Origin of the sequence: Algoriphagus litoralis, assembly GCF_003259255.1 — a bacterium.
Taxonomy (GTDB): Bacteria; Bacteroidota; Bacteroidia; order Cytophagales; family Cyclobacteriaceae; genus Algoriphagus; species Algoriphagus litoralis.
The window spans coordinates 59,492-78,273 of sequence record NZ_QGOL01000006.1 but is presented as its reverse complement, the minus strand read 5'-3'; the positions used below and the strand labels follow the sequence as shown (position 1 = coordinate 78,273).

The 18,782-nt window shown below is 43.2% G+C and carries 19 protein-coding genes and 2 tRNA genes; 17 read left to right on the top strand and 4 right to left on the bottom strand.

Features of this window, described 5'->3' with window-relative positions:
* The first annotated feature begins 47 nt into the window (after window positions 1–47).
* Genes DK188_RS06050 through DK188_RS06035 form a run of 4 tightly spaced genes read left to right on the top strand, consistent with a single transcriptional unit; the run spans window position 48 to window position 5,160 of the window.
* Window positions 48–725 (top strand): TetR/AcrR family transcriptional regulator, encoded by a 678-nt coding sequence (locus tag DK188_RS06050; RefSeq protein WP_111669915.1) that lies wholly within the window; start codon window positions 48–50, stop codon window positions 723–725.
* Window positions 718–2,415, top strand: coding sequence for a peptidase domain-containing ABC transporter (locus tag DK188_RS06045; protein WP_111669914.1), 1,698 nt, complete (start codon window positions 718–720; stop codon window positions 2,413–2,415). Before DK188_RS06050 ends, DK188_RS06045 begins: the two co-directional genes overlap by 8 nt.
* A 4-nt stretch (window positions 2,416–2,419) precedes the next feature.
* Entirely contained in the window at window positions 2,420–3,775 is a 1,356-nt protein-coding gene (locus tag DK188_RS06040) for an HlyD family secretion protein (RefSeq protein WP_111669913.1), read from the top strand.
* A complete protein-coding gene (locus tag DK188_RS06035; RefSeq protein ID WP_111669912.1) occupies window positions 3,772–5,160 on the top strand; it encodes a TolC family protein in 1,389 nt (462 codons plus the stop codon). The genes DK188_RS06040 and DK188_RS06035 overlap by 4 nt, the downstream gene beginning before the upstream one ends.
* Before the next feature lie 16 nt (window positions 5,161–5,176).
* On the opposite strand, the gene DK188_RS06030 is transcribed toward DK188_RS06035, so the two are convergent.
* Window positions 5,177–6,484: a tagaturonate reductase gene (locus tag DK188_RS06030; protein WP_111669911.1), complete on the bottom strand. Its 1,308-nt coding sequence runs from the start codon at window positions 6,482–6,484 to the stop codon at window positions 5,177–5,179.
* Between the two features lie 45 nt (window positions 6,485–6,529).
* Here DK188_RS06030 and DK188_RS06025 point away from each other — a divergent pair, with 45 nt between their 5' ends.
* Window positions 6,530–6,811, top strand: a complete 282-nt coding sequence (locus DK188_RS06025) for a DUF1330 domain-containing protein (RefSeq protein ID WP_111669910.1) — start codon at window positions 6,530–6,532, stop codon at window positions 6,809–6,811.
* 125 nt (window positions 6,812–6,936) lie between these two features.
* Window positions 6,937–7,620, top strand: coding sequence for a hypothetical protein (locus DK188_RS06020; protein ID WP_111669909.1), 684 nt, complete (start codon window positions 6,937–6,939; stop codon window positions 7,618–7,620).
* Between the two features lie 57 nt (window positions 7,621–7,677).
* Here the strand turns inward: DK188_RS06020 and DK188_RS06015 are convergent, their stop codons facing one another.
* On the bottom strand, window positions 7,678–9,312 hold the full coding sequence (locus DK188_RS06015) for a UxaA family hydrolase (RefSeq protein ID WP_111669908.1): 1,635 nt from the start codon (window positions 9,310–9,312) through the stop codon (window positions 7,678–7,680).
* Between the two features lie 47 nt (window positions 9,313–9,359).
* On the opposite strand from DK188_RS06015, the gene DK188_RS06010 reads away from it, so the two are divergent.
* Window positions 9,360–10,352, top strand: a complete 993-nt coding sequence (locus DK188_RS06010) for a sugar kinase (RefSeq protein ID WP_111669907.1) — start codon at window positions 9,360–9,362, stop codon at window positions 10,350–10,352.
* On the top strand, window positions 10,352–11,020 hold the full coding sequence (locus DK188_RS06005) for a beta/alpha barrel domain-containing protein (RefSeq protein ID WP_157963175.1): 669 nt from the start codon (window positions 10,352–10,354) through the stop codon (window positions 11,018–11,020). The genes DK188_RS06010 and DK188_RS06005 overlap by 1 nt, the downstream gene beginning before the upstream one ends.
* A 142-nt stretch (window positions 11,021–11,162) precedes the next feature.
* Here the strand turns inward: DK188_RS06005 and DK188_RS06000 are convergent, their stop codons facing one another.
* Complete coding sequence (locus DK188_RS06000; protein WP_111669905.1) at window positions 11,163–11,798, bottom strand: peroxiredoxin; 636 nt, start codon at window positions 11,796–11,798, stop codon at window positions 11,163–11,165.
* A 196-nt stretch (window positions 11,799–11,994) separates the two neighbouring features.
* Between DK188_RS06000 and DK188_RS05995 the strand changes: the two genes are divergently transcribed.
* The 7 genes from DK188_RS05995 to DK188_RS05965 are packed head-to-tail and all read left to right on the top strand — an operon-like array spanning window position 11,995 to window position 17,365.
* Window positions 11,995–12,327, top strand: a complete 333-nt coding sequence (locus DK188_RS05995; protein ID WP_111669904.1) for an arsenosugar biosynthesis-associated peroxidase-like protein — start codon at window positions 11,995–11,997, stop codon at window positions 12,325–12,327.
* Between the two features lie 45 nt (window positions 12,328–12,372).
* Window positions 12,373–13,428, top strand: a complete 1,056-nt coding sequence (arsS, locus tag DK188_RS05990; RefSeq protein ID WP_111669903.1) for an arsenosugar biosynthesis radical SAM (seleno)protein ArsS — start codon at window positions 12,373–12,375, stop codon at window positions 13,426–13,428.
* Window positions 13,425–14,036, top strand: coding sequence for a TIGR04282 family arsenosugar biosynthesis glycosyltransferase (locus DK188_RS05985; RefSeq protein WP_198672973.1), 612 nt, complete (start codon window positions 13,425–13,427; stop codon window positions 14,034–14,036). Before arsS ends, DK188_RS05985 begins: the two co-directional genes overlap by 4 nt.
* On the top strand, window positions 14,029–15,000 hold the full coding sequence (gene arsM / locus DK188_RS05980) for an arsenosugar biosynthesis arsenite methyltransferase ArsM (protein WP_111669901.1): 972 nt from the start codon (window positions 14,029–14,031) through the stop codon (window positions 14,998–15,000). Before DK188_RS05985 ends, arsM begins: the two co-directional genes overlap by 8 nt.
* Entirely contained in the window at window positions 14,954–15,601 is a 648-nt protein-coding gene (locus DK188_RS05975) for a DUF6134 family protein (protein WP_198672972.1), read from the top strand. The genes arsM and DK188_RS05975 overlap by 47 nt, the downstream gene beginning before the upstream one ends.
* Before the next feature lie 5 nt (window positions 15,602–15,606).
* Window positions 15,607–16,311, top strand: a complete 705-nt coding sequence (locus tag DK188_RS05970; RefSeq protein ID WP_232825683.1) for a TIGR04283 family arsenosugar biosynthesis glycosyltransferase — start codon at window positions 15,607–15,609, stop codon at window positions 16,309–16,311.
* The gene (locus DK188_RS05965) at window positions 16,295–17,365 is read left to right on the top strand and encodes a VOC family protein (protein WP_111669899.1); all 1,071 of its coding nucleotides are present in this window, start codon (window positions 16,295–16,297) and stop codon (window positions 17,363–17,365) included. The genes DK188_RS05970 and DK188_RS05965 overlap by 17 nt, the downstream gene beginning before the upstream one ends.
* Here DK188_RS05965 and gap read toward each other — a convergent pair.
* Entirely contained in the window at window positions 17,362–18,375 is a 1,014-nt protein-coding gene (gene gap, locus DK188_RS05960) for a type I glyceraldehyde-3-phosphate dehydrogenase (RefSeq protein WP_111669898.1), read from the bottom strand. The genes DK188_RS05965 and gap overlap by 4 nt on opposite strands.
* A gap of 185 nt (window positions 18,376–18,560) precedes the next feature.
* Between gap and DK188_RS05955 the strand changes: the two genes are divergently transcribed.
* A tRNA-Glu gene (locus DK188_RS05955) sits at window positions 18,561–18,632 on the top strand.
* 57 nt (window positions 18,633–18,689) lie between these two features.
* Window positions 18,690–18,761: transfer RNA gene (locus tag DK188_RS05950), tRNA-Glu, on the top strand.
* Window positions 18,762–18,782 lie beyond the last annotated feature (21 nt).

Below are 18,782 nucleotides of genomic sequence, written 5' to 3'. Positions count from 1 at the left end.
TTTTTTGATTCATCCACCGTTTAGCAGTCTGAATAATTATTCGGAGGATGGAATCAATACTAAAAAAGATGCGGGTGGAGGTCAATTCCAACCTGTATGTCAAAGAGCCTTTTAGCTCCGATTTGGGGTCACTTATCGTGAGTGAAGGAACTCGGATGATTCAGGAGTTGGGAATTGAGGTATTTACATTCAAGAAACTGGCGCAACATATCGGAAGTACTGAAGCAGCGATTTACCGGTATTTTGAAAACAAGCACATGCTCTTACTCTACCTCAATGCCTGGTATTGGGCATGGATGGAGCATAATCTGGTTTTTGCTACTTCCAATATCAAGGATCCCTTTGAGCGCCTATCGATGGCAATTAGACTGATGGTAGATGGGCCGATTTGTTTGGAAAATGAATTTTTGGATCCAAAGCTACTTCGTAAACTGGTAGTCAATGAATCCATCAAGGGATACCTGACCAAGTCTGTGGATGCCGAGCATGAGTCTGGAATATTTGGACAAGTTTATCGATTTGGCGAGCGGATTTCGGCCATTATCAAAGAGATCAATCCCAGCTATGAGTTTCCGAAAACACTAGTCTCTACCGTCATGGAATCCAGTCTTCTTCAGTCCTTTAATTCCCTGCATCTTCCGGGTATGACAGAAGCCAGTCACGAAGGCAAGGAGCGTTTTCAGTTTTTCCATCAACTTGTTTTAAAAGCGATTTCCAATGCATAGTAATTCAGAGATTACTCCGGTAAAGCGATTGTTTGGTTTGCTCAAGGAGGAAAAAAACCAAGTGTATGCCATCTATTTTTATGCAATTCTCAATGGATTGATCACACTATCCCTTCCCTTGGGAATTCAGGCGATTCTGAATTTCATTTTGGGGGGTAGGATCAGTACTTCTTGGGTGATTCTGGTGATCATTGTGGCTCTGGGGGTGGCATTTGGAGGATTTTTGCAAATCTCCCAATTGCAGATCATGGAGAAATTGCAGCAGCGGATCTTTTCCAAATCAGGACTTTCGATTGCCTATCGCTTACCCAAAGTGAAAACAGAGATCATGCACGGGGAGTATGGACCGGAGATAGTCAACCGGTTTTTTGATACAGTCAATCTACAAAAAGGACTGGCAAAAATCCTGATTGATTTCTCAGCGGCCTTACTTCAGGTGATCTTCGGTCTCCTATTGCTATCAATATACCATCCTACTTTTATCCTTTTTGGGCTGGGGCTGATCGGTATTTTGACCTTGATCTTTTACTTCTCAGGTCCGCGAGGAATGGAAACCGCCCTCAAAGAATCTTCCTACAAATATCAAACGGCCTACTGGCTGGAAGAAGTAGGGCGAACGCTCAATTCCTTCAAACTGGTAGGAAGCACACGCCTGCCGATTCTGCGTGCCGATAAATTGATCCAGCGGTATGTGGAATTCAGGTCCAAACACTTTTCTGTCCTGATCTTCCAATACAAAGTGATGATCATCTTCAAAATACTGATTGTAACCAGTTTATTGGTAGCGGGTAGTTTGTTGTTGATCAATGATCAGATTTCCATTGGCCAGTTTGTGGCTGCAGAGGTTATTATCGTTTTGGTAGTCAATTCTGTGGAAAAACTCATTCTTTCTTTGGAGACTGTTTACGATACGCTGGTAGCAGTCGAAAAGCTTGGTCATGTGATGGATTTAGAGTTGGAGCATCATAGTTCTTCAGAAAAAGTGGTGGTCTCAAAGCCAGAAGGATTAAAGTACAGCATGAAAGATGTCGTGTTTCATCCTCAAGATGCAGAGGAGCCTATTCTTCGTGGTGTTAGTCTAGTTGTGCAGCCAGGTAAAAAGGTAGTCGTCACCGGAAAAAGTGGAAGTGGAAAGAGTGCACTCCTTGCGCTTTTCTCAGGCCTGTATGAAGAATATGAAGGTACAGTCTCCGTCAACGACCTTTCTCTGGAATACATCAACCTGGAAAAATACCGGGGCATGGTCGGGGATTTCTTGGAGCTGCAGGAGATTTTTCATGGGACTATCCGAGAAAATATTTTGGTTGGAAGAGATTTTGACCAGACCCATTTGGATTACATCTTAGACCTGGTTGGTCTGAAGAATTATCTCTACAGACTGCCTGAGGGCTTGGATGCTACACTTCAGCCCGGTGGACGTGGCCTTTCCAAATCCCTGGCTCAAAAGATCCTTTTGGCCAGAGGCTTTGTCGGGAATCCTAAGGCATTGATAATGGAGAATGTATTGGAGGATTTGGAAACAGACATCAAAGCCAATATTGTCGAATACCTATTCAAGGGAAATTGGACTCTGCTTATGGTGTCTTATGATGAGAAAATTCTGGAAAAGGCAGACGAAGTGGTTTTAATGGCTTCAGGACAGGTTCTCTATCAGGGCAATTATGAGGGGTACAAAAATTTAAAAATCTAAGGCCATGTTGAATATTTCTTTAAACAAAATTCAGGAATCTATTCCCTTCAGCGGCTCCAAAAGTTTGGTCATGACTCTCCCAAAGAAGGAAAGTCAACGAAGGGTACGATTACTCATGGGGATCGTGATTTCTTCATTCATTATGCTTTTTCTTCCCTGGACTCAAAACATCCGATCCAAGGGGTACGTCACTGCGCTCAGACCTGATCAACGGCCTCAGACTATTCATTCCATTTTGGCTGGTAGGATCGAGAAATGGTACGTAGCTGAGGGTGACTTCGTGGCAAAAGGTGATACCATCTTGGAGATCTCTGAGATTAAAGACGAGTATTTTGATTCCTTACTCTTGCCAAGAACCCAAATGCAGGTAAATGCCAAGGCGTCTTCTGCCAGATCCTACGGAGAAAAAGTCGATGCGCTCAATGCACAAATCGATGCCCTAAAGCGAAACAATATTCTAAGGCTGCAGCAAGCTGAAAACAAGCTCAGGATGGCTGAACTCAAAGTGCAGTCCGATAGTATCGAGCTCGTTCAGGCCAAAGTAAACTTTGACATCGGTAAGTATCAGTTGGAACGAGCCGAAAACCTATATGAAGAAGGACTTCGCTCCTTGACCGACTTTGAAACCAGGAAACTGAAGTTTCAAGAGGTGCAGGCCAAATTGATTTCCTCGGAAAACAAATTACTCAGCAGTAAAAATGAGTTGATCAGCGCCATTATCGATCTGGATGCCATAGATAATGACTTCAAGGATAAATTATCCAAAGCCGAATCGGAGATGTACACCGCGATGTCTTCGCAGTTTGATGCTGAGGCTAGCACCACCAAGCTAGAAAATCAATATTCCAACTACGAAAGACGAACTGGTTTCAGACATATTCTGGCACCTCAGGACGGATACATTGCCAAGGCTGTGCAGGTAGGTATTGGCGAGACGATCAAGGAAGGAGACGAGATCGTCAATATTGTGCCTGCAGATGCAGATTTGGCAGTGGAGATGTATGTGCAGCCAGTGGATTTACCCTTGATAAAAGTCGGGAACAAGGTTCGCTTTATTTTCGACGGTTGGCCAGCCATTGTGTTTTCGGGATGGCCGCAGATTTCCAATGGTACGTTTGGTGGAGTGGTCGTAGCTATTGATCAATTTGCCGGGCCGAACAATCAATACCGCGTTTTGGTCATCGAAGACCCGGAAGAGGATGCATGGCCCGACCTATTGAGAATCGGATCCGGAGCAGATGGCATTGCACTCCTTAATGATGTACCTGTATGGTATGAAATCTGGCGTCAACTCAATGGATTCCCTGCAGATTATTATACGCAAGAACAAAAAGATCAAGCAGCATCGACTAAAAAATGAAAAAACTGACACTTCTGATTCTGTTGGTATTAAGTTCTTTGGTAGCAAAAGCACAAGATACCACCAGACTCAGCTTTGAAGAATACATGGAATGGGTTCGGCTCTACCACCCGATTTCTGCCCAGGCGGATCTGAATCTCCGATTAGGTCAGATGGAAGTACGGCAGGCTAGGGGAGGTTTTGATCCGATGATCTATGGTAATCTGGATAAAAAAGAATACAAAGAATCCACCTATTATGACAAGCGTGAGGCTGGAATCACTATCCCCACCTGGATGGGAGTAGAGTTGAATGGAAACTTTGAGCAGAACTCCGGTAGCTTTCTCAATGCTGAAGGAACCGTGCCTGCTGGTGGATTATTTTCGGCAGGAGCATCGGTAAATCTAGGCCAAGGTCTCATTTTGGACGAAAGAAGAGCTGCACTTCGCCAGGCACAGATTTACCAACAATCCTCAGAAGTAGAGCGAATGCGCCTGCTAAATGAGTTGAACCTTAGTGCTACGGACATGTATTGGCGCTGGGCTTTAGCTTTTGAGAATTTAAAAGTGCTGAAAGAAGGGGTGGAATTGGCTTCTTCAAGATTTAATTATGTCAAAAGCAGTTTTGAGCAAGGTGAACTGGCGGCAATCGATACCGTGGAGGCTTTTTCTCAATTGCTGAATAGGCAATACCGCCTGCAGTCTGCTGAAAACACTTTCTTTGCCACGACACAGGAGCTTAATACCTTCCTTTGGGATTCCGAGGGGAATCCTATGGAGTTAGAGGCAGGGATTATTCCACAGGGTCTTTTTGAAGAATTCACTGCGAATCCTGACTTTGAAGAACTCAGGGCAATTGTGGGCAATCATCCGGAGTTGCTGATCACTGATTTTGAACTTGCCAGTTTGGATGTGGATCGTCGGCTAAAAGGCCAACAAATCATTCCTACGGTCAAACTGAAATACAATTTCCTGAGTGAATCAATCTCAGACTTTGATGAATCTCCCTTCTTCGAAAATAACTACAAATGGGGCGTTTCGATCTACACACCTTTGCTCTGGAGAAAATCCCGTGGCGCTGTTGGTTTGGCAAAAGCTAAAATTGATTTCAAGCAAAACTCCAGAGATCTGAAAGAAATCCAGCTGCGTACCAAACTTGAAACAGAACTGAATAACTGGAAAATACTGAACCAGCAAGTTTTGACTTTTTCCGAAAATGTAAGAAGCCTTCAAGCTCTGTTGACCGGAGAGATGAGGAGGTTTGAAATGGGTGAATCGAGTCTCTTTTTAGTCAATGCCCGGGAAGTGTCGGTTTTTGACTCCCGAGTGACACTGAATGACCTAGCTTCCAAGCTTCGGGTATCGTATGCCAAAACCCGTTATGCGGCCGGTTTGGGATTTGAGTAAGATGATGATAATCAGTTTATTTGATCAATTTATTGTAAGCTAATTCGAGTTCAGCATTCCATTCCAAATTGAGCCAAGCAGCAAGAGCGACTTGTAGATTTTCAACTTCTGTGCCTTCATTATTTCGCTTGCCAAACCATCCTTTCACTTCCTGATCATCCCGGATTTTATCAGGATTTCTCAGGTAAAATAGCAAAAGAGCCACCAAGCATAGGGTCAACTTTGGTGGAAAATGTGAGGTTTTCTTTTGAAAATCTACCAGAATTGGAAGAAGTCTGCTTTTGATTTTAGCCAAACTGTTTAGCGAGATATCGCTTAATTTATGTGCTACAAAAGGATTTCTGAATCGATCTAAAACTTCTTTTCCATAGGAAATTAACTTATCCTCATTTAGAGGAATTGTTGGGATAATCTCTTCCTGTATCATTTCTAAAAGAAATTTTTCCCGTTTGGAATCACCCATCCACTCACCGACCGTTTCAATTCCATGAAGCAACCCATGACCTGTCATTGCAGTGTGGGAGGCGTTGAGGATCCGGACTTTTCGTAAGGAATAGCCAGAGATGTCTTTTGAAATAATCACCTCTGAACTACTTTCACAAAATGGCAAATGATCCCTGTCAGATTCCATTCCCTCAATAGCCCATAGCGAATAAGGCTCAGCCTGAACCAAAAATGGATCTGAGTCTTTTTCTTTTAAATCCAAATGTGAAGGAAATCCAGGTACAATTCTGTCTACCAGTGAATTATGAAATTTAACATTGGAGTGTAGCCAACCCTTAAACTCACTGGATAATTGCCAGTTCTCAAGGTGTGTTAAAATAAACTTCTTCAATAGCACTCCATTTTCAGGAAGTAATTCACAAGGTAAAATAACAATTTCAGAACCCGGGATGGTCTGATAGCGACGATACAACCACTGGGTCAATCTACCCGCAAAGGATTCCGCAAATTGTTCCATAGATTCTTCCTTTTTCATGACCATTCCAGCCTCGGTTACATTGGAAATGATCCATTTGACCTGACTTTGGCTGGCAAATTCAAAGAATCGATCGGCCTCCTCAGGTAGTCGTAGTCCCTCTTTTATGCAGTTGATTTGGCGAATGTGGGATACCTCTTGTCCGTCCTGAACCCCAGCTACCAAAAGTTTGAATGAATATTCCTGTTCCGCAAGCTGTTGGATACTTTTGCTTGTTGTGGATTGGATCACGCAGATATTCAGGGTGTTGCCTTTCTCATTTAGGTCTTGAACCATGGATCCAATGAAAGCTCTTAGGAAATTCCCAGTTCCAAACTGAAGGATTTGAATATCGCTCTTTGCCATGTTATTAGTTTTTGATTACTTGGGGCAATTAAAAAAATCACCCCTATGTCAGCATTTGTTTTAGTAGAAGTAAACATTCAAGATCCTGCAGTTTACGAAGAATACAAAAAATTAACACCCGGTAGTGTGGTAGCATATGGGGGAAAATTTGTGATTCGAGGCAATCCTGTCACCGTGTTGGAAGGTGCTTGGGAGTATGATCGAATGGTACTCATCGAGTTTCCAAGTAAGGAAATAGCTCTGGAATGGTACAATTCCAAGGAGTATGTAGCTGCACGTAAAATTCGGGAAAATGCCGCTTCGGCAAACTTTTTTATTGTTGGGTAATTTTTCTGGCATTTTTATTGGTACAAAGTGCAATAATTAGGGTATTAGTAAAGATGTGTTTTTAATTCACCCAAAAAAGCGCTCTACAAATAATCCTATTACACTTATCACCAAACCCTTAAAAAATGAAAATCAAATTTTCTCACCCGCTTGCGGCAGTGCTACTGCTTGCAATGATTACTTGGTCATGCTCTGATGTAATGGAGCAGGAGATTGTCGCACCTGAGGCAGAAGTCTCTGACCCTACTTATGAGCAGGCAGTAAGTTTATGGCAAGAGCTAGATCTAGAGGCAGGCAATCCCTATGCTCTACGCTTAAACACTGAGTACAATTACTTTGAGATCTTCGAAAACCAGCTCTTTTTTGTGCCTGGTGAGGGATACCAAGGCGGTCCAGCACCTGGCTTTTATCCTGGTACAGGAAAGGGATTAGCTACCAGAATGGGGAAAGCTAAAAGTTTCCTTAATCAATTTGCCTTCGTAGAAAACGGGGAATTGACTACTGTCGGTGCTCCTGTGACGCTGTTTTTTGGCGATGAGTTGGCAGCACTTGGACTGGATGAAATTCCAGATCAAGTGAGTTCTATCACTGTAGATAAGAAAGGCGATGCTCTCTATGTCAAAAACATTAAAAACACAGTAACACCGATCAGCGCAAGTCTTTCTGCATTCATTGCGGAGGTTGAATTTATTGGAGGCACAGGTCAATTTGCCAAGTTTAAAGGAACAGGTGTAGTAAGAGGGAACTTTAACCCAATGACTGGTGCAGGCGCATCGGTGACCTTTGGAAATCTTAAAAACAAAAAATAAGTACAGTTTTTTCAAATTAAAAAAGGCGGCAAGAGTTCATTCTTGCCGCCTTTACTTTTAAAGAGATACTCCCCGTTTCCAGGGAATGAAATCGAAATTTTTATTGAGCTCTGCCTTAGTTTGGATTTCTCCACTGGCCACTTGAATGATGAGCTCCAGAAGTTTATCCCCACAAGTTTCAATACTGTCCTCTCCAGAAATCACCGTTCCTGCATTAAAATCAATGATATCAGGCATGCGTTGGGTCAATTTGTGATTGGTGGATACTTTGATTACCGGACAGATGGGGTTGCCGGTTGGCGTACCCAGCCCAGTCGTGAACAGGATCATATTGGCTCCGCTGCCGGCTAGACCTGTAGTGCTTTCGACATCATTTCCAGGAGTACAAAGTAGGTTTAATCCAGGTTTGCTTAGGTATTCTGTGTAATCCAGAATATCCGAAATCGGTGCTGTTCCGCCTTTCTTAGCGGCTCCACATGACTTTATCGCATCGGTCAGCAGGCCATCTTTGATATTGCCAGGGCTGGGATTCATATCAAATCCACTTCCTACACGCTTTGCCGCTTCATTGTAGCTTTCCATCAGGAAGACAAATTTATCCGCCAGTTCTTTTGTCTCACATCGATTGATGAGGTTTTGCTCCGCTCCGCAAAGCTCAGGAAACTCGGAAAGAATTGCAGCTCCCCCCAAGGCTACAACCAAATCCGAAACTCTTCCTAAAGTTGGATTGGCGGAGATTCCTGAAAACCCATCAGATCCACCACATTCCAAGCCGATGACTAATTTGCTCAGGGGGATGGGTTGTCGGTTCAGTTTATTGGCTTCTACCAGTCCGGCAAAGGTTTCTTTGATCGCTTTTTTAAGAAGTTGATCCGTGGTGCCTTCCTGTTGCTGATCACAGATGATCACAGTTTTGGGTTGGCCTTTTTGAATCTTTGATAGTTTTTTCTGCAGGATACTCGCTTGTGCATTTTGGCACCCAAGACTCAACACAGTTGCTCCTGCTACATTCGGATGATTGATGTATCCAGCTAGCAAGGCACAAAGTGTCTCCGAATCGTATCGTGTACCTCCGCAACCAAGGTCATGGGTTAAAAACCGGATTCCATCCAGATTTTGGAAAATTTTTGAGCTTGCCGCCGCAGTTTTTTCCGCAACCGTTTCCGTATTTTTTTCGATTTCTAGGCCCGAGATCAGGTTTCTAATCTGGAGTTCATACGGGTTGGGAGTGGCAAAACCAAGCGCATTTTCGAATGCTTCCTGAAGTAATTTCACATTGGTGTTTTCACAAAAAACCAAAGGCAAAACCAACCAATAATTTGCAGTACCTGCTTGATTATCAGCTCGTAGATAGCCATTGAAAGTTTTGTTTTTCCAATATGATACATCAGGAGGAATCCAAGAGAACTTTACCGGATCCATCGTGTACTGACGGGTTTTATGCTGAATATTTGCCAGTGTGATGGCATGTCCTTTTGGGATGTCCTGAGTAGCTTCTCCCACTATGGTCCCATACATCAGAATATCCTCCCCTTGGGTAATATCCCAGATTGAAAACTTATGTTTTGCAGCTATAAATTCCTGAATTTCAAGCTCTAAATCGTTAATCCTGACTCCCTGAGCGGGCTGAAGGTCTGCAAGTGCTACACCGACGTTGTCTTTGGGGTCGAGTAGCAGGGTGTTATTGTTCATGGTTTTTATCCTTAACTTGTTCAAATTAGAGAAAAAAATATTCTTCGATGAAGAAAATTGTCACACTTGGCGAGGTGATGCTGAGGCTTTCACCTCCGGGATATCAGCGATTTTTCCAGACTCATTCCTTTGAGGTGGAGTTTGGCGGATCAGAAGCAAATGTGGGTGCTTCCTTAGCCTATTGGGGGATGCACGTGGCACATCTGACTGCATTTCCAGATCATGAAATTGGCTGGGCAGCATCAGGGCAACTTCGTAAAAATGGAATTGACACGAAGTTTATTCCTCACATTCCTGGGAGAATGGGAGTTTATTTTTTGGAGCAAGGAGCCATGCAGCGGAGTTCTCAAGTGATCTATGATCGGGTCAATTCTGCCTTTGCCAATTTTGACGGAAGTGCCTACAATTGGGATGAAATATTTGATGGAGTTGCGTGGTTTCACTGGTCAGGAATCACTCCGGCATTATCTGCGAAATGTGCTGAGCTCACCCTCAGATCCCTACAGGAAGCGAGAAGAAGGGGTATTACAGTGAGTGGCGATCTGAATTACAGAAGCAATCTTTGGCAATTTGGCAAAGAACCTCATGAGGTAATGCCAGAATTAATGAAACTGACCAACGTGATCATTGCCGGATCCAGAGATTTCAAGCAATGTTTGAATGAAGATTTCAAAAGCTTTACCGAAGTCCGAAAAATGGCTTTTGAACGCTTTCCTGAACTGGAATATATCGTCAAGACGGATAGAATATCCCATAGTTCATCCAATAACACCATTTCAGCCACGCTGTATTCCAACAAAAAAACCTACTCTTCCAAAGCCTACGAATTGACACACATCGTGGATCGGGTAGGAACGGGAGATGCTTTTGCAGGAGGGTTGATCTACGGGTTGCTGCATTTCAAACCCAAAGAAGCGATCGAATTTGCGATGGCTGCTGGTGCCATCAAACATAGTGTACCGGGTGACATTTTGCTATGTTCCCTTCAAGAAATTCACGAATTAGCCAGCGGAGAAGCTGTCGGAAAAATCAAACGTTAATGCGAAATCCAACTCCTTTTATTAAAAAAATGCATGCCGGCGGTATGATGCCGATCTTTTTTCATCCCGATGAGCAGGTTTGTTTGGACTTGCTCCATGCGGCTTATGAAGGCGGTGTCCGGGTCATTGAGATGGTCAATAGAGGCAAAGAGGCCAAATCAATTTTCCCAAAAATAAGAGCCGCTGCCGATAAGCTTCCGGGTATCTACCTGGGTGCAGGGACGATATATCATCCTTTTGAGGCTGAGGAATATATAGACATGGGCGCAGAATTCATCGTGGCCCCAGTGATGAATCCCAAGTTGGGAGAGTATTGTGCCAAAGTTGATGTTCCTTGGATTCCAGGTTGCGGCACAGTGACTGAGATTTTCTTCGCCCAGGAATTGGGGGCTGAATTAGCAAAAATATACCCAGCAAATGTACTTACTCCTGACTTTGTGCCTGCTGTACAAGCAGTGCTGCCCAAAATGGAGGTGATTCCTACAGGAGGTGTAGAACCTACTGCTGAAAGTCTAAAAAAGTGGTTTGATGTAGGAGTCCTTTGTGTAGGAATGGGTTCCCAGCTGTTTAGGAAAGACCTCATTGCCAAGGGAGCTTTTGACCAAATCAAAGAATCTGTCACGCAGGCAATGGAAATCATAGCGTCAATCCGTGCTGGCAAATCCTGATAGGAATAGTTATACGCTAAAAAAAACACCTCCATAAAGCTCAATGCTTAGTAGAGGTGTTTTTTTTGATACCTGACTGGGATCAAGTTTTTTGGAAAATGTTCATTTTTTGAATCTCCAGTCTTAAATCTTCAGGCATTTTTTATAAATCCGGCTGTGGAGTCATTCTCAAGTATGGCTTGATCACAGTGTGGCCTTTCGGGAATTTGGCAGGAATATCTTCTGTCTTAATCGCTGGGGCTACCACGACTTCATCTCCCTGCTTCCAATTGGCCGGAGTAGCCACTGAATAATTAGCTGTCAGTTGCAACGAATCAATCACACGGAGCAGTTCTTCAAAATTTCTGCCCGTACTAGCCGGATAGGTGATGATCAGTTTAATTTTTTTATCTGGGCCGATCACAAAAACGGATCGCACGGTGAAGTTTTCATTGGAATTGGGATGAATCATGTCATACAATTCAGACACTTTTCGATCTTGGTCTGCAATAATTGGAAAGTTAACTTCGGTTTTTTGCGTCTCATTGATGTCGCCAATCCAAAGTTTGTGGCTTTCTAAGCCATCTACACTCAGCGCAATGACTTTGGTGTTTCTTTTGGCAAATTCATCCCTGAGCTTGGCAACGGCTCCTAGCTCGGTAGTGCATACAGGGGTGTAATCTGCTGGATGAGAAAATAACACACCCCATCCATTTCCTAAATACTCATGAAAATTGATGGTGCCTTCGGTTGTTTCTGCTGAAAAGTCGGGAGCAATATCCCCTAATCGTAATGCCATAATTTTTATTGGTTTAAAGTCTATAGAATTTATAGACTAATATAAGGCTTAAAAAGTTCCCAAATTGAAGTTTTTGACGATGTAGGAGTTAGGATCTTTTTTCTGAAAAAATTAAACATTGTCAGGTATCTGATATTTTTTTAAGGAAACAATCCGTTCTTGACTCCTACATCGTAAATCATTCAAAACCCCAGAAATGAAAACATACTACAATCCTGAAGACCTGAAGAAGTTTGGTACAATCGGCGAACTTCAAAAATCAATGGCTGACAAGTTTTTTGCCTATTATGGCGAAGTATTCAAGGAAGGAGCACTTACTGCCAGAGAAAAATCCCTTATTGCGCTGGGCGTTGCCCATGCTCTGCAATGCCCGTATTGTATTGACGCTTACACTACGGATACCTTGGAGAAGGGCTGTGATGAAGAGCAAATGATGGAAGCTGTCCATGTAGCTGCTGCAATTCGTGGTGGGGCATCACTTGTTCACAGTACCCAAATGATGAATAAAATCAAAGAAATTTCCATGTGATGATGGGTTTGGTCAACCTTGCCATCTGACATTAAAATAATATAGATGAAATCACTCAAAGCACAATTGCATGCTTTAGCTGATCCAGAGGAAGAACTGGACGTTTTGGAATCAAGACATCCTGGAGGTGATAAAGCAAACTTCCAGCATCATTTGGATCGAATAGGACTTTTTCCCTTGATGCCTACGAAGTTGGAGATTTTCCAGATCAATATGGGCAAGATGTGCAATCAAGTCTGCAAGCATTGTCATGTAGATGCTGGTCCTGACCGTAAAGAAATCATGACCAGGGATACCATGAAGCTATGTCTGGATGTGATCCAAAAAGAATCCTCGCTCAACTGCGTGGACCTCACAGGAGGCGCACCTGAAATGAATCCGGATTTCCGATGGTTTGTAACCGAAATCCGAGCGTGTAGACCAGACATTAAAATCATCGTTCGCTGCAATTTGACGATCATTTTAGCTAATCCTAAGTTCAATGACTTACCGGAATTTTTCAGAGAAAATCAGGTCGAGGTAGTATCCTCGCTTCCGTATTTCTCTGCCATGAAAACTGATGCGCAGCGAGGCGATGGAGTATTTGAAAAGTCCATTTCTGCATTAAAACTCCTGAATCAGGTTGGTTATGGTAAAGAAGGTACCGGCTTGGTATTGAATTTAGTTTACAATCCTTCTGGAGCTTTCTTGCCCGGTTCCCAACATGAGCTGGAGATGGAATTCAAAAAGAAGCTTTTGGACAAGTTTGCTGTGGAGTTCAACTCGCTTTTCGCCATCACCAACATTCCGATTTCAAGGTTTTTGGAATACCTGCTCCGGTCTGACAATTTTGAAAATTACATGGAAAAGCTTCTCGCCGCATTCAATCCGATGGCTGCACTAGGAGTCATGTGTAGAAATACAATTTCAATTGGTTGGGACGGGTACCTGTATGATTGTGATTTCAATCAAATGCTTGATTTAAAAGTCAACGTATCAAACTCAATTCATTTGGCTAATTGGGATTCTTCAGCCCTTGCTGATCGATCTATTGTAATAAATAATCACTGTTTCGGATGCACGGCTGGGGCGGGTTCAAGCTGCGGAGGAGCCACGTCATGAACCATGCTGCTTTACTCATTTTTCAGAAAAATGCAGTCTTGGGAAAAGTCAAAACAAGACTCGGTGCATCCATTGGGGATAAAAAAGCACTCGAGGTATATGAATGGCTTACAGACTATACGCACCAGCAGGTCAGAGGCTTGAAAGTCGATAAATTTCTCTTTTACTCTGATTTTATTCCTTCAGGATCAGATCAAAACTTGGAGGGATACAATTTTGAAGTGCAATCAGGCGAGAGTCTTGGCGAACGGATGAGCAATGCTTTTGCTTTTCTTTTTGCCAAAGGATACAAAAGCGTCGTGATCATCGGGACAGATTGTCCTTACTTGAAGACCGAGGATCTCAACAAAGCCTTCATGCACCTCAGCGACACGGATTTGGTCATCGGTCCGGCTAAAGATGGAGGGTATTACCTGATCGGAATGCGTCAGTTTTTTCCCGAAATCTTCAAAAACATCCCTTGGAGCACTGTTCGGGTTTTGGAGCATACGCTGAATCAGGCAGATTCAATAGGGCTGGATTATGAGTTCCTTAAAATTTTATCAGATATAGACACTTTGGAAGATTGGCAGCAATTCCAAAGTCCAACCAATTCCATTTATGAATAATTACCTCGACACCACGGTAGATGTATACAAGCAGGCAGCCCTCAAGCCAGATGTTGGACTTTGCTGCACTACCACCCCCATTTGGCAACTGCCAGAACTACGGATTCCAAAGATCATGCAGGAGATGAATTATGGCTGTGGAAGTACTGTGCATCCCCGGGATCTGATCAATAACCCAAAGGTCCTCTATGTAGGAGTTGGGGGAGGTATGGAGGTGCTTCAGTTTGCCTATTTTTCCAGACAAAAGGCAGGAGTTATCGGCATAGATGTAGTCGATGAGATGCTTGCGGCCTGTGACCAGAATCTTTCACTGGCAGAAAAAGAAAATGCTTGGTTTCAGCGGGATTACGTTGACCTGAGAAAAGGAACAGCACTTCAGCTTCCGGTTGAGGACAATAGTATCGATGTGGCTGCCCAAAACTGTCTTTTCAATATCTTCACCCAGGAGGATTTGAAACAGGCTTTGGCTGAAATGTTTAGAGTTCTCAAGCCTTATGGTCGCTTGGTATTGAGTGATCCTATTACGGAAAATCAGATGCCTGACTCGCTCCGCAATGATTCCAGATTGAGAGCGCTATGCCTGAGTGGCTCACTCTCGCTCAAAGAATACTTAAAGATGATTACCGACGCAGGTTTTGCCACGGTGGAGATTCGCGCCAAGCGCCCATACAGGATTCTGGCGCCCGGTCAATACGATACCGAAGAGATGATTTTCTTGGACTCTGTAGAAGTCTGTGCCATCAAAGATCCCATGCCAGCTGACGGTCCTTGCGTATTTACGGGCAAGGCAGCCATCTACTATGGCACTGAGGAATATTTTGATGATCAAAAGGGTCATATTCTCATGAATAATCAGCCTTTATCAATTTGTGATAAAACTGCCGCAGCAATTGATAACTTGGGCAGAAATGATATTTATGTTTCCGATTCAACGTACTTCTACGATGGTGGGGGCTGCTGTTAGCCAAAGACTGGCACTTCTCCTTTTGGTTTTCGCATTTTCGGCCCAGGATGGAAAAGCTCAAAATTTTGCCACTGAGCGAAATTATGAAATCACTGTTTTGGGCTTTTCAATAGGGGAAATGACTGCAAACCGATCCACTAGTAGGGATACTACGATTTACCAAGTGAGTAGTGAAGTAAGTTTTTGGTTCTTTGGAAAAGTAAATGTGGACTTCTCCGTAGATACCCGACTCAAAGACAAGCAGATAGTCAGGACGGAGAGCTTTTCTTCAAGCAATAAGGGGGATTTTGAATCAAAAATTAAGTGGAAAGGTGATTTTTATGAAGTAAATGCGTCTACCTATAAGTTTGAAAACACCAAACCGATTAAAAAACCTCTTTACTTGAGTAGCGTGATGCTTTTCTTCCACGAGCCAAAGGAAGGAGATGATTTCTTGGGAGAGGTTTTTGGCTTGGTTTCCAAAGTGAAAAAGATTGAGAATAATGGGTATGAAGTCACTATCAACGGGAATACCAATCGATATTATTACAAAAATGGCATAATGGTAAAGGCTGAGATGGAGAGCCCAATAAAGAATTATTTGATCAAATTAGTGGAGTAGTGGAGATGATGAAAATGTCAGTCATCATTCCTACATGGAATGAAGCTGAAAATATCAAAGAGTTGATTCCTTATTTAAAGAAGTACGGAGGAGAATTTATCTCGGAAATAATTGTAGCCGATGGTGGGAGCAGCGATGATACCTGTCAATTGGCAGCAGGACTTGGAGCAATAGTGCTCAGGTCAAAAGTGAAATCGAGAGCGCATCAATTGAATCTCGGTGCGAGTCAGGCCAAAGCCAATACGCTTTACTTCGTTCATGCAGATACCAGGCCGGTGCAGTCTTTTGCAGAGGACCTACAGATCGCTGTTGTGAAAGGGTATAAGGCTGGATGTTTTCGGTATCGATTTGATTCAGACACATTTTTATTGAAAGTAAATTCATGGTTTACGCGGTTCAATGGCCTATTTTCAGGAGGTGGTGATCAGACGTTGTTTATATCCCGTGATTTTTTCAATACTTTAGGCGGATACGATACCAAATATTGTCTCATGGAGGATTTTGAATTAGTCAAAAGAATCAAGCGTAGGACAAAATTTTATATCGTCCCGAAGACCATGACAGTTTCTGCACGAAAGTACCGGGATAATTCCTGGCTTAGAGTACAAGTCGTCAATCTCTATGTATTCGTGATGTTTCATCTGGGTATGGCTCCGGAAAAGCTGAAAAAATCCTACTCAACATTACTATCTAATGGCTCAAGCTCCTGAATCCACCTACCAAATCAATGGGATACAACAAATAGGAATAGGAGTCAAGGACGTTCACAAAGCCTGGTCTTGGTACCGAAAGGCCTTTTCGATGGATGTGCCAGTTTTTGAGGATGAGGCTACTGCCAATCTTATGACGCGATATACCAATGGAATCGCAGAAAGCAGACATGCTGTGCTTGCTTTAAACATGCAAGGAGGAGGCGGATTTGAGATTTGGCAGTTTACCAGTAGAACGCCCAATGCTACAGATTTTGAAATTTTGGCAGGCGATCTGGGAATTTATGCTGTCAAAATCAGGGTTCGGGATATCCATAAGGCTTTTGAGCATTTGAAAAAATCGGGTGCCGAGATGCTTTCAGATATAGTAAAAACGCCAAACGGGGTAGGATCATTTTTTCTCAAAGATCCATTTAGCAATGTCTTTCAAGTAGTAGAGGCCACAAATTGGTTTTCAGAAAATTCTTCCCCCACCGGAGGCGTATTGGGGGTAGTCATCGGAGTCTCTGATATCGAAAAATCAATCCCTCTTTACCGTGACATTTTGGGTTTTTCTGTTTTGAATTATAATGAGGAAGGCATATATCCAGACCTTCCCGGCGAAAAATCAGTTTACAAGCGTGCGCTGCTTTCCATGCCTGAGGGATGCAATACTGGAGCGTTTGGGGCGCTTCTTTGTCCAGCGCAGATTGAATTAATTCAAACTACAGACCGGCGGGGAAGGCATATCTTCAAAGATCGACTGTGGGGAGATTTAGGATTTATCCATTGCTGTCTGGATGTGAATGGCATGAATAACCTAAAAAGAACAGCAGGCGAAGCCGGATTTCCTTTTACCGTGGACAGTCAGGATAGCTTTGATATGGGCAGTGCTTCAGGGCATTTTGGCTATCTCGAGGATTGTGATCAGACCCTGATCGAATTTGTGGAAACACATCGGGTTCCTATTCTTCAGAAATGGAATTTATACCTGAACCTGAAGAAAAGAAACCCGAAGAAAAACCTTCCTAAATTTTTGGTCAAGCTGTTGGCCTTAAACCGGGTGAAGGCCTAGGTATTGGAAATTTTTTGAACCAGATTGACCAGTCGGTTTGCGTATCCTGATTCATTGTCATACCAGCCTACGACTTTAACCAAGTTGCCTTTGGAGGAAGTCAGCGCCTCATCAATGATGCAAGAGTGGGGATTTCCCAAGATGTCCATCGATACGATCGGGTCTGACTCTACTTGCAAAAAACCCTTCAGCATTCCGTTTTCGGCTCGTTTATAAGCCTCATTCACTTGTGCTGAACTTACATTCTGCTTTAATTCCACGATCAGATCTGTCAATGAACCATCAGGAACAGGTACCCGCATGGCAGAGGCTTCGATTTTTCCTGCTAAACCCGGTAAAATTCTGTCTAGTGCGATCCCCGCATTTGTAGTCGTGGGAATGATAGAATATGCCGCTGCCCTCGCTCTTCTCAAATCCCGATGTGGTGCATCATGGAGGTTTTGATCGTTGGTGTAGGAGTGAACCGTCGATGCGAATCCTTTGATTACCCCAAAACTTTCTTCCAATACCTGAATCATGGGTGCCAGGCAATTGGTGGTACAGGAAGCATTGGAAATGATCGTTTCAGAACCGGTTAAAATAGCATCATTTACACCCAACACTACCATCGGTATACTTTCATCCTGAACGGGAGCGGAGATGATTACTTTTTTTGCTCCGGCTTTCAGATGTTTTTCTGCTCCATCCTGGGTGGTAAATCTCCCGGTACATTCAATTACGATGTCTATGTCCAGTGATTTCCATGGAAGCTCCTCTGGTTTTGACTTGGAGAAGAGTTGAATTGGTTCGCCATTCAAGTAGAGCATGTTTTCTTCCAGCGAGACATTTCCCTCAAACTTCCCGTGAACTGAATCGTATTTCAGCAAGTGAGCTATTGCCGCAGGTTCCGCCAGATCATTGATCGCAACGAGTTCAAGCTGAGGATGTGACAAAAGTAGCTTGGCCGTATAGCGCCCTATTCGACCAAATCCATTGATAGCAATTTTCGTTTTTGGAGTTTGATTTACCATGTGTGGTTATTCGCTGGGCGAAATTAATTAAATGCGAGAGACTTTTTTAAGCAAAATTTTAGGGCTTTGGTTCAGGTTTTTAGGGTAATTCCCAAAGAAATTTTTGCACTGATTTTGGCTTTGTAAATCTGACCAGCTATATTTGCACAACCTTTCGGAAAAGGACGTTTTTCGAGGTTTTTAATGGTCGGTTCGTCTAGGGGTTAGGACGTATCCCTTTCACGGATAAAACACGGGTTCGATTCCCGTACCGACTACTAAAGTGCTGATTTATACTATTTTAAATTAGTGCTGTTGAAATTTTTAAAAGTTATGGTCGGTTCGTCTAGGGGTTAGGACGTATCCCTTTCACGGATAAAACACGGGTTCGATTCCCGTACCGACTACTAGATCAAAAGTGAAATTGC

Bases quoted from the DNA above. Each gene is read 5' to 3' on its own strand.
- DK188_RS06050 (WP_111669915.1), top strand. From the start codon at position 48: ATGGAATCAATACTAAAAAAGATGCGGGTGGAGGTCAATTCCAACCTG.
- DK188_RS06045 (WP_111669914.1), top strand. From the start codon at position 718: ATGCATAGTAATTCAGAGATTACTCCGGTAAAGCGATTGTTTGGTTTG.
- DK188_RS06040 (WP_111669913.1), top strand. From the start codon at position 2,420: ATGTTGAATATTTCTTTAAACAAAATTCAGGAATCTATTCCCTTCAGC.
- DK188_RS06035 (WP_111669912.1), top strand. From the start codon at position 3,772: ATGAAAAAACTGACACTTCTGATTCTGTTGGTATTAAGTTCTTTGGTA.
- DK188_RS06030 (WP_111669911.1), bottom strand. From the start codon at position 6,484: ATGGCAAAGAGCGATATTCAAATCCTTCAGTTTGGAACTGGGAATTTC.
- DK188_RS06025 (WP_111669910.1), top strand. From the start codon at position 6,530: ATGTCAGCATTTGTTTTAGTAGAAGTAAACATTCAAGATCCTGCAGTT.
- DK188_RS06020 (WP_111669909.1), top strand. From the start codon at position 6,937: ATGAAAATCAAATTTTCTCACCCGCTTGCGGCAGTGCTACTGCTTGCA.
- DK188_RS06015 (WP_111669908.1), bottom strand. From the start codon at position 9,312: ATGAACAATAACACCCTGCTACTCGACCCCAAAGACAACGTCGGTGTA.
- DK188_RS06010 (WP_111669907.1), top strand. From the start codon at position 9,360: ATGAAGAAAATTGTCACACTTGGCGAGGTGATGCTGAGGCTTTCACCT.
- DK188_RS06005 (WP_157963175.1), top strand. From the start codon at position 10,352: ATGCGAAATCCAACTCCTTTTATTAAAAAAATGCATGCCGGCGGTATG.
- DK188_RS06000 (WP_111669905.1), bottom strand. From the start codon at position 11,798: ATGGCATTACGATTAGGGGATATTGCTCCCGACTTTTCAGCAGAAACA.
- DK188_RS05995 (WP_111669904.1), top strand. From the start codon at position 11,995: ATGAAAACATACTACAATCCTGAAGACCTGAAGAAGTTTGGTACAATC.
- arsS (WP_111669903.1), top strand. From the start codon at position 12,373: ATGAAATCACTCAAAGCACAATTGCATGCTTTAGCTGATCCAGAGGAA.
- DK188_RS05985 (WP_198672973.1), top strand. From the start codon at position 13,425: ATGAACCATGCTGCTTTACTCATTTTTCAGAAAAATGCAGTCTTGGGA.
- arsM (WP_111669901.1), top strand. From the start codon at position 14,029: ATGAATAATTACCTCGACACCACGGTAGATGTATACAAGCAGGCAGCC.
- DK188_RS05975 (WP_198672972.1), top strand. From the start codon at position 14,954: ATGTTTCCGATTCAACGTACTTCTACGATGGTGGGGGCTGCTGTTAGC.
- DK188_RS05970 (WP_232825683.1), top strand. From the start codon at position 15,607: ATGATGAAAATGTCAGTCATCATTCCTACATGGAATGAAGCTGAAAAT.
- DK188_RS05965 (WP_111669899.1), top strand. From the start codon at position 16,295: ATGGCTCAAGCTCCTGAATCCACCTACCAAATCAATGGGATACAACAA.
- gap (WP_111669898.1), bottom strand. From the start codon at position 18,375: ATGGTAAATCAAACTCCAAAAACGAAAATTGCTATCAATGGATTTGGT.